Here is an 8,984-nt window from a genome sequence, read left to right as displayed (position 1 = left end):
GCCCCGGCTGGGGGCGGCCCGGCCCCGGAAGGGTGGGCGATACTGGGTTCGAACCAGTGACCTCTTCGGTGTGAACGAAGCGCTCTCCCGCTGAGCTAATCGCCCGGGTGTTCGCCGGGTATTTCCCCGGTGGAACGACCTGAACAATACAGGTCGGGCGAGGTGTGGTTCAAACCGGATTCCAGCCGGGCCCGCAGCCCGCGGCACCCGGCGCGCATCATCAGGGCGTGGTTGGCGCGGAACAGCGGCCGCCCGAGCACCGCGAAGCGGCGGAGCAGCGGCTTGCGCGCCACCACGTCCTGTACGAACAGGGCGCGGGTGCCCGTGCCGCGCGCCGTGACCGTCCAGCGGGCCCAGCCCTCCAGGTCGCCGGAGAAGGTGACCCGCAGGGTGCCGAGGGCGGGGTCCCGGTGCGCCTCGGTGACGGTGAGGTTCAGGTCGTACGGGACGAGGGAGCGGAAGCGGGCGGTGCCGGTGCGGTCGTCGATCCGGCGCACCTCACGGACCTGGGGCCACCACCGCGGGTAGCCGTCGCCGTCCGCCAGCGCCGCGAAGACGGCGGCGGGGGTCGCGTCGAGGTCCCATCGGCTGTGGAAGCGGTAGTGGCACCAGTCCATGTCCTCAGTGTCCTCAGAGTGCGGGAGCCTCCGCTAGCCGGGCAGCTTGTCCCCCACCAGTGCGAGGTTCTGGATGGCGGCGAGGCCGTACTGCGCGGTGGCGTTGGTGCTCACCCAGGTCGCCTCGACGCCGGGCACCAGCACGTCCGGGCCGTCGACCTTGACCGTCTTCCAGCTGACGGCGGCGTCCGGGTAGCCGTCGCCCTCGTGGAATTCGGTGAACTTCTGCCAGGCGCGGTCCGCCAGCTTGTCGTCCTTCAGCTGGACGGCGGCGTAGGCGTCGAGCCGGGAGTGGCCCTGGACCAGGATCAGCGAGCCGAAGTCGGTGCCGTAGCGGGCCTTCTGCTCGGCCTTGGTGGCGTTGAAGTAGCGGCAGTAGTCCAGCCAGGCTTCCTTGAACGCGGGGATGTCGATCAGGTCGATGACCTCGGCGCACACCTCGACCAGGCCGAAGACGGCGGACAGGTGGGAGACGCTGACCTTGGGCTTGTCGTCGATGGCGTACTTGCCGGTGTCGAGGTCGTACAGCGCGGCGCCCTGCACGAAGCCGTTGGTCTGGGCGGCGATGGTCTCCATCGTGCTGCGCAGCCGGGCCTCGGCCTTGTCGGCCTGCGGGCCGCGCCGCTCCCATTCGGTGAGCCAGGCGCCCGCCAGTCCGCTCCAGTCGGTGCCGAAGCCGATGGACAGGGCGTGGCGGTCGGGCTTGTAGTCGGGGTCGGGGCGGACCTTGCGCTGCGGGTCGAGGACGAGGAAGGACTCGTCGGAGTCGACCAGGGCGTGCATGATGTCGCCGATCCGCTCGTCGGCGGTGAGGTAGTAGAGGTAGCGGCGGTAGAGGGCGGTGGAGATGCGCTGCTGCTTGGCGCTGTCGGCGAAGTGCTGGACGCCGTGGCGGGTGCCGAGCCCGGTCCACTTGCCGAGGTGGTAGGCGTCGACCTCGCCGGTGTGCCGGGTCATGGCCTCGGCGAAGCGGTAGATGTCGGCGCGCCCGGAGCGCAGATACGCGAGCCAGAGCCATAGGTCGGGCGAGAGTTCGGAGTTGTCCCAGGCGTAGCCGCCGATGTCGTATCGCCACTGGTGCCGGTTCTCGTCGTACGTGTGCATGATGTCGCCGTAGTCCCAGAAGCCGTACCAGCGGCGCTGTTCGACCTGGCCCTTGTGGTACTCGAAGAGGAAGTCGAGCCGGTCCTCGATCTTCGCCTTGGCGGTGGTGGAGCGGTCGACGGGCGAGAAGAGGCCGCCGAATACCTTGGCGCGGACCAGGTCGGCGGGTCCGGCGACGAGTTGCGGCGGGGTGCGCAGGGCGGCGGCCTGCTGGACGAGGGTGTCGGCGCCGGGGGTGGCGGCGTTGGCCCAGAAGGTCAGCTCGCTGGTGCGGGCGATGCCGTACGGGGTGCCGAACTCCGGCTCGTAGTCCTCGTACGTGATGTTGAGGCCCTCCAGCTGTTCGGCGTACGTGTCCTGGCCGAGGCCGTCGTGGTAGAAGCGCAGGTCCATGGGCTGGGCCTCGGGCGACCAGAGCCACAGGGTGACCTCGGCCTCGTCGCCCGCCGCGCCGCGGATGTCGAGCTGGGCGGGGAACTTCTCCCAGAAGTCGCGCAGTCCGAAGGAGAGCCCGCCGCTGACCCCGCCGACGTAGCCGAAGCCGGACGCCCGGCGTCCGCCGCCAGCGGGGATCCAGCCGTGGCCCGGCTTGGTGCGCTTGCGCAGGGCGAAGCCGTCGGCGGAGAGCTGGGAGAGGGTGTAGTCACCCCAGGTGGGGATGAGGTGCAGCCTGCTGGTGACCCGCTGGTCCCAGGTGGCGGGGTCGGCCAGCTTCTCGCCCTTGACCTGGGCCTTGCGGACGCTCGCGCCGGGGTCGCGGCGTAGTCCGGTGATGCCCTTGACGGCCTCGGTGAGGAACCCCTTGTCCTCGCCCGCGATGCGGATGTGGCGGTCGTACGCCTCGTCGCGCATGGGGACCGAGAAGCGGACGCCGAGGCCCCGGATGAAATCCTTCTTCTGATCGCCGTCGAAGGTGATCGTGTGCACCATCCGGAACGACTCGGCGCCCGCGTAGAAGTAGAGCCGGACGCTGAAGGGGAGCCAGCCGCGGCCGCCCTTGCGGTGCTTGCCGTCGATGCGGACGACGGCACGGACGGGGCCCTTCTGCTCGACCTTGGCGGCGCTGATCTCGCCGTCGAACCGGTCCCACTTGGCGCTGCCGTGGTCGCCGTCGTCGATGTCGCCCTGGCGGAGCAGGACGAGGCGGCCGTCGCGGGCGATCTCGGTGCTGCCGCGGGTGACGGAGCGTACGAGCTTCTCGCCGTCCTTGCTGATCACGGCCTTGATCACGCCGGTGTCGACGGTGATCCTGCCGCCCTTCTCAGTGACGGTGACCCTCTTGGCGGGTGCGGCGGGCTCGCCGGTGGTGAGCTGGTACGCGGTGCCGCCGCCCAGCCCCTCCCCCGCCGCGTGCGCGGTCCACTTGAGCGAGCCGTCGGGCCAGTAGGCGGTGGCCCAGGTCTGCAGGGGGACGTCCTTGCCGTCGGCCGTGGTGAGCGCGAACGCCTGGTCGGCGGGGTGGGCGCCCTTGGGCCAGGGGACGCCGAAGGTGCTGCCCGGGGCGGCGCCGAGGCCGCCGTCCTCCAGCCAGCTGATCTTCGTGGGTTCGCCGGTGGTCTTGTCCCGCTCGGCGGCGGCCGCCTGCGGGGCGTTCTGCGCGAGCGTCCAGGAGAACGGGACGGCGGCGCCGGTGGCGGCGGCCTTGAGCAGGTTGCGCCGGGGAATCGGGGGCATGTCGCTCTCACCTTTCGTATGACGGCTACGAGGGCTACGGGGGTCAGGTGCATGACATGGGCCTACGGGGTGGTGGCGCGGGAACGAGCGCCGCCGGGTCAGACGCGGGCGCGGGCGCGGCGCTCGACCGCGACCGCACAGGCCGCCAGCGCCCCCACCGCCGGGGCGGTCAGCGGCAGCATCTGCCAGGCGGCGACGGTGACCACCGCGAGCCCCCCGGCCAGCAGTAGCGATCCGCCGGGGTCGGCGGCCAGGCCACGGCGTACGGCGGTACGGGCCACCGAGGCCCAGTCGGCGCCCGGCTGCCACGCGGCGGCCGTCCGCAGCCCCAGGACGATCACAGCGAGCGTGCCCGCCACGCTCACGGCGATCAGGGTGGGCCCGCCCGGCAGGGCGCCGGTGCGGGCCACGCGCAGATCGAAGGCGAGCAGCGCGAGCGCCGCCCACCACAGCAGGGAGAACCGCCAGCCGCTCCGGGTCGCCTCCCGCACCCCGGCTCCGAAGTCCCGCAGCGTAGAGCGTTCCCCGTCCAGATGGCGGCGCAGATGCGCGCATCCGGCGGCGAACGACGGGAGCAGGGTGAGCAGCGGCAGCGCGGCGAGCACCACCCAGACCCCGGTCAGCAGGCACTCGGCGAACAGCGAGAAGCGCACCAGTCGCCGCGAGCGCCGCTCGGCCCTCCGTACCGCTCGCTCCACGGCGGCCCCCTCAGCCCTTCAGCCCGGAGGTCGAGGCGCCCTCGACCAGATAGCGCTGGAAGGCGAGGAAGAACAGCAGCACCGGCAGCAGGGCCACCAGCGACATGGCGACCATGCCTCCGTAGTCGGCGACGCTGTCCTGGTCGATGAAGAGCTTGAGCCCCATCGAGACCGTGTACTTGTCGGGCTCGTTGAGGTAGAGCAGCGGGCCGACGAAGTCGTTCCAGGACCAGATGAAGGTGAAGATCGCGCTGGTGATCAGGGCCGGGCGGCACAGCGGCAGCACGATGTTCCAGTAGATGCGCAGATGGCCGCAGCCGTCCAGCCGCGCCGCCTCGTCCAGCTCGCGCGGCAGGCCCCGCATGAACTGCACCATCAGGAAGACGAAGAAGGCGTCCGCCGCCAGGTACTTGCCGAGCAGCAGCGGAACGTAGGTGTTGATCAGCTCCATCTTCTGGAACAGGATGTACTGCGGGATGATCAAGATCTGGAAGGGCAGCAGCAGGGTCGAGATCATGAGCGTGAACAGCACGTTCCGCCCGGCGAACCGGATCCTGGCGAACGCGTACGCCGCCAGCGAGCAGGAGAACAGCACCCCGATCACCGAACCGACCGCCAGGAACAGCGAGTTGGTGAAGAACGTCGAAATGGGCACGTCCGCGATGCCGTCGGCGAGCCTGCGGTAGTTCTCGGTGATCGGATCGGTGGGCAGCAGCTCAAGGCTGCCGATGATCTGGTCACCGGGCTTGAGCGACCCGCCGATCACCCACACCACGGGGTAGAGGATCACGGCCAGCACCGCGAGCGCGCCCACGTGCCAGCCGACCGAGCGGAACCGGCCGCGCCCGGCGCCGGTCAGGGAGTCCGTGCCCTTCAGGGAGGTCGAGGGAGTGGTCACCGGGCGTCCTCCTCGTAGTGCACCCAGCCGCGCTGGGTCTTGAACAGCACCGCGGTCACCAGGCCGATGCCGAGCATCAGCATCCAGGCCATGGCGGCGGCGTAGCCCATGCGCAGGTTCCGGAAGCCCTGTTCGTACAGGTACCAGCCGTAGACCAGCAGCGAGTCGCCCGGGCCGCCGGTGTTGGTGCCGGAGCCCGCGAGCACGACGGCCGAGGTGAAGACCTGGAAGGAGTGGATGAGTTCCAGCAGCAGGTTGAAGAAGAGCACCGGGGAGATCATCGGCAGGGTGATGGAGCGGAACCGCCGCCACGCCCCCGCGCCGTCCATCTCGGCCGCCTCGTACAGCTCGCGCGGCACCTGCTTCAGCCCGGCCAGGAAGATCACCATCGGGGCGCCGAACTGCCAGACGGTCAGGGTGATCAGCGTGGGCAGGGCCCAGTCCGGGTCCCCGATCCAGCCGCCGACGTCCCAACCGAACAGACTCATCGACTTGTCGACGATCGCGTCGTCGTTGAAGATCGCCCGCCAGACGATGCCGATGCTCACGCTCGCGCCGATGAGCGAGGGCGCGTAGAACGCCGAGCGGTAGAAGCCCTGCCCCTTGCGGGGCTTGACCAGCAGCAGCGCCACACCGAGCGCGACCAGCAGCTTCAGCGGGGTGCCGATCAGGACGTACTTCAGCGTCACCTCGACCGAGGTCCACCACCGGTCGTCCTCGAACATCTCCTGGAAGTTCTTGAACCCGACCCAGCGGGGCGAGTCGAAGAGGTTGTAGTCGGTGAACGCCAGATAGAGCGAGACCAGCATCGGGCCGAGCGTGAGCAGCAGGATCCCGACGCACCAGGGCGTCAGGAAGAGGTAACCCGCCAGGGTCTCCCGGCGCCCGTTCCGCCGCACGGCCGCCGGGTCGGGAGCGTACGGGGCGTCCGGCGCGGCGCCCTTACGGGCCCCGGGCCGGGGCGCGGCGGCCGAGCGCTCCGCCGCTCCCTTGGCCGCCGCCCCCTTGGCCGCCGCGCGCGTCGTGGTTCGTGTCACGGAAGCTCTCCTCACGAGCCGAGCGCGGATTCCGCCTCGTCGAAGAACTGGTCCACGGCCTTGTCCACCGAGCCCTGGCCCACCGTGACGGCGGTGTAGACGCGCAGGAAGGCGGCCTCGGCGACATCGGTGCCGGCCGGATGCGGGGTGATCGGCTCCAGCTTCTCGGCCACGCTCTTCTCATACGCGGCGATCTTGGCGTTGACGCCGGTCGGCTTGTACGCCTCGTACTGGGCGGTGGTGGCCGGGATGCCGCGGTTGTAGCCCATGATCTCGCCGACCTCGGGGTCGTGCGTCATGAAGTCGATGAGCTGGGCGACTTCCTTGGGGTGCTGGGTGCGGGCGGAGCCGCTGAGCATCAGCGAGGAGAGGTACTGGGCGGTCCGCTTGCCGTCCGTGGTGGGCAGCGGCCCGAGTTCGAGGGGCGTCTTGGTCTCGGCCGCGAAGCGGACCAGGAAGTTGTCCCAGGTGAACTCGGCGGCCGACAGGTCGGCGCTGATCGTCGCCTTGGGCTTGGCCTGTTCGCCCTTCTTGCCCGGCACCAGCTCACCGGCCTTGGAGTGCTGCTGCCAGGTGTTCCACCACTGCTTGAGGTCGTCCTTGGTGAAGCCGAGCTTCTTGTCCTCGGTGAAGAACGCCTTGCCGTGCTGGCGCAGATACAGGTCGTACAGGTACATCACACCGGCGTTGTCGCTGGCGCCGTAGAGCGTGCCGTCGGACTTCCGCACCTTCTTGGCGGCGGCGAAGAAGTCGTCCCAGGTCCATCCGTCCTTGACGGTGACCCCCGCCTTCTTGAAGGCGGCCGGGTTGTAGAAGAAGCCGAAGGTATTGGCGCCGACCGGCACGCCGTAGAGCTTTCCGTCGATGTCCCCGGATTTCTCCAGGCCGTTCCGGAAACCCTTCAGACTGAGATTGCCGTCCTTGACCTGCTTGTTGAGATCGAGGAGCAGATTCTTTTCACCGTACTTGCGCAGAAAGGCGTACGAGTTCTGGAAGACATCCGGCGCGTTTCCGCCCGCGGCCTGGGTATTGAACTTGCTCCAGAAGTCGGCGTATTCGGCGTAGTCCGTCTTCACGGTGATGTTCGGGTGCTTCTCCTCGAAGAGCTTCACCGTCTTCTGGATCATGACGGACCGGTCCTTGGCGCCCCACCAGGCGTAACGGATGGTCACCTTCCCGCCGGACGAGCTGCCGCCGTCGCCGCCACAGCCGGTGGCCAGCAGCCCCAGCGCGACCAGACCGGCCGCGGCCCCCCGGAGCCCTCTCGCCCTTGCCGTCCATCCCCGAGCACTCATGACACGCCCCTCCCGGGCAGGTCTGTCCGACTGCCCCAGAACTAAGCTTGAAACGTTTTAGGTAAGCGCTTGCCGGGCTAAGCTAGAGATCAGGGCCGGGTACGTCAACGGTTCGGACAGGATCGATGCGGAAGCGCTTCAACGGCGGCGGCGCCCACGACACTCGGGACACGACCCGGGACATGCGGAAACACCGAGGGCCCGGAGGCTTGAAGCCTCCGGGCCCTCGGTCCGGGGTGGGCGATACTGGGTTCGAACCAGTGACCTCTTCGGTGTGAACGAAGCGCTCTCCCGCTGAGCTAATCGCCCGGGCGCACGGCCAACATTAGCGCATGCCGGACCGTGCTCATGACCATCCGGTCATCACTCCTTGATCTTCCAGGGCATGACGAGGCCGAACTTCCACACGTACACCGTCACGGCCACCGCGCAGATCACCACCCCGATCGTGGTCAGGATGATGTTCCGCTTGCGCACCTTCGGATCGAGGGCGCGATGGGCGGCCTCGGTCACCTTGCGCTTGGTCCAGCGCAGCACCAGCTGCGCCCAGACGAACTCGGTCGCCCAGATCGCCATACCGCCGAAGATCACCAGCCATCCCGGGCCGGGCAGCGGCAGCATGATGATGCCCGCCACCACGACCGCGAGCCCCACGACGAAGACCCCGACCTGCCAGCTCAGGTGCAGTGTCCGCGACCGCTTGATGAACTGCGGCGCCCGGGAGCCGAACACCGGCTCCTCTGACACACCGTCCCCCGTCGCGACCTCGGGCGCCGGTGGCACGGCACCCGTCTGTCGCTCGTCACTCTCCGCATTCATGCGACCCAACCTACCTGATCCGCTGAAGTCACCGTAATGGCGGCACCGGCGGGTCGGCGGCTCGGCCGCTTGAGCTATCGGAAGACCCGCAAAACGGTCAGAGGGGTTTACAACGGCACCGTAGGTGGCATGTCGATTTCGCCGACGTGCGAATCCCCGAGCGCACACTGAGCGAAAGGCCATGGCGCTTATGAACACCACGGTCAGCTGCGAGCTGCACCTGCGCCTCGTTGTGTCGAGCGAGTCCTCACTGCCTGTACCCGCGGGACTGCGGTATGACACGGCCGACCCTTACGCCGTGCACGCCACCTTCCACACCGGAGCCGAAGAGACGGTCGAATGGGTATTCGCCCGCGACCTTCTCGCCGAGGGCCTGCACCGGCCCACCGGCACCGGCGACGTCAGAGTGTGGCCATCCCGCAGCCACGGCCAGGGTGTCGTCTGCATCGCCCTGAGCTCCCCGGAGGGGGAGGCTCTGCTCGAGGCCCCGGCGCGGGCCCTGGAGTCGTTCCTGAAGCGGACCGACGCCGCTGTGCCACCCGGCACCGAACACCGCCACTTCGACCTCGACACAGAGCTCTCCCACATCCTGGCGGAGAGCTGAGACCCGACGAGAGCTGAGAGCGCGGCCGTCCGACTCGGGGAGACGGCGCGAGCCGGTACGCGAGATTCCGGTAGTGAACATCCCGGCAGTGACATCCCGACACATTGGTGAGGCAGGCGGCGGTGGGGGGGGGGGGGCGGGGGCGCGCCGCCGGGGCGCCCGCCCCGGACCCCACCCGGGAGCCCGCCGAGGCCCCGCCCCCGCGGGCGCACAACCCCCGGGGGGGGGAGGCGGAGGA

8 protein-coding genes and 2 tRNA genes are annotated in these 8,984 nt (G+C 69.4%); 1 reads left to right on the top strand and 9 read right to left on the bottom strand.

Translation table 11 applies throughout. The annotated features are described in order from the left end of the window. Positions 1–33: 33 nt before the first annotated feature. From ACFV9T_RS26370 to ACFV9T_RS26330, 9 genes are all read right to left on the bottom strand, one after another. Positions 34–105: transfer RNA gene (locus tag ACFV9T_RS26370), tRNA-Val, on the bottom strand. After that, positions 96–617, bottom strand: coding sequence for an SRPBCC family protein (locus ACFV9T_RS26365; protein ID WP_385444500.1), 522 nt, complete (start codon positions 615–617; stop codon positions 96–98). The genes ACFV9T_RS26370 and ACFV9T_RS26365 overlap by 10 nt, the downstream gene beginning before the upstream one ends. 33 nt (positions 618–650) lie before the next feature. Then, positions 651–3,395, bottom strand: a complete 2,745-nt coding sequence (locus tag ACFV9T_RS26360) for a Tat pathway signal sequence domain protein (RefSeq protein WP_385444498.1) — start codon at positions 3,393–3,395, stop codon at positions 651–653. 98 nt (positions 3,396–3,493) lie between these two features. Further along, complete coding sequence (locus ACFV9T_RS26355; RefSeq protein ID WP_385444496.1) at positions 3,494–4,093, bottom strand: hypothetical protein; 600 nt, start codon at positions 4,091–4,093, stop codon at positions 3,494–3,496. A 10-nt stretch (positions 4,094–4,103) separates the two neighbouring features. After that, on the bottom strand, positions 4,104–4,991 hold the full coding sequence (locus tag ACFV9T_RS26350; RefSeq protein WP_385444495.1) for a carbohydrate ABC transporter permease: 888 nt from the start codon (positions 4,989–4,991) through the stop codon (positions 4,104–4,106). Then, positions 4,988–6,028, bottom strand: a complete 1,041-nt coding sequence (locus ACFV9T_RS26345; RefSeq protein ID WP_385444494.1) for a carbohydrate ABC transporter permease — start codon at positions 6,026–6,028, stop codon at positions 4,988–4,990. Before ACFV9T_RS26345 ends, ACFV9T_RS26350 begins: the two co-directional genes overlap by 4 nt. 11 nt (positions 6,029–6,039) lie before the next feature. Further along, entirely contained in the window at positions 6,040–7,323 is a 1,284-nt protein-coding gene (locus tag ACFV9T_RS26340; RefSeq protein ID WP_385444492.1) for an ABC transporter substrate-binding protein, read from the bottom strand. Positions 7,324–7,560: 237 nt separating this feature from the next. After that, positions 7,561–7,632, bottom strand: a tRNA-Val gene (locus ACFV9T_RS26335). Positions 7,633–7,686: 54 nt separating this feature from the next. Then, positions 7,687–8,142 carry a TIGR02611 family protein gene (locus ACFV9T_RS26330; protein ID WP_385444490.1) on the bottom strand — a complete coding sequence of 152 codons (456 nt, stop codon included), beginning with the start codon at positions 8,140–8,142 and terminating at the stop codon, positions 7,687–7,689. Positions 8,143–8,332: 190 nt separating this feature from the next. On the opposite strand from ACFV9T_RS26330, the gene ACFV9T_RS26325 reads away from it, so the two are divergent. Continuing rightward, positions 8,333–8,746 (top strand): SsgA family sporulation/cell division regulator, encoded by a 414-nt coding sequence (locus tag ACFV9T_RS26325; RefSeq protein WP_003959770.1) that lies wholly within the window; start codon positions 8,333–8,335, stop codon positions 8,744–8,746. Positions 8,747–8,984 lie beyond the last annotated feature (238 nt).

Origin of the sequence: Streptomyces sp. NPDC059850, assembly GCF_042731515.1 — a bacterium.
Lineage (GTDB): Bacteria > Actinomycetota > Actinomycetes > Streptomycetales > Streptomycetaceae > Streptomyces.
Note: the sequence above shows the minus strand (reverse complement) of the source record. Positions and strands in the feature narration are given on the sequence as shown.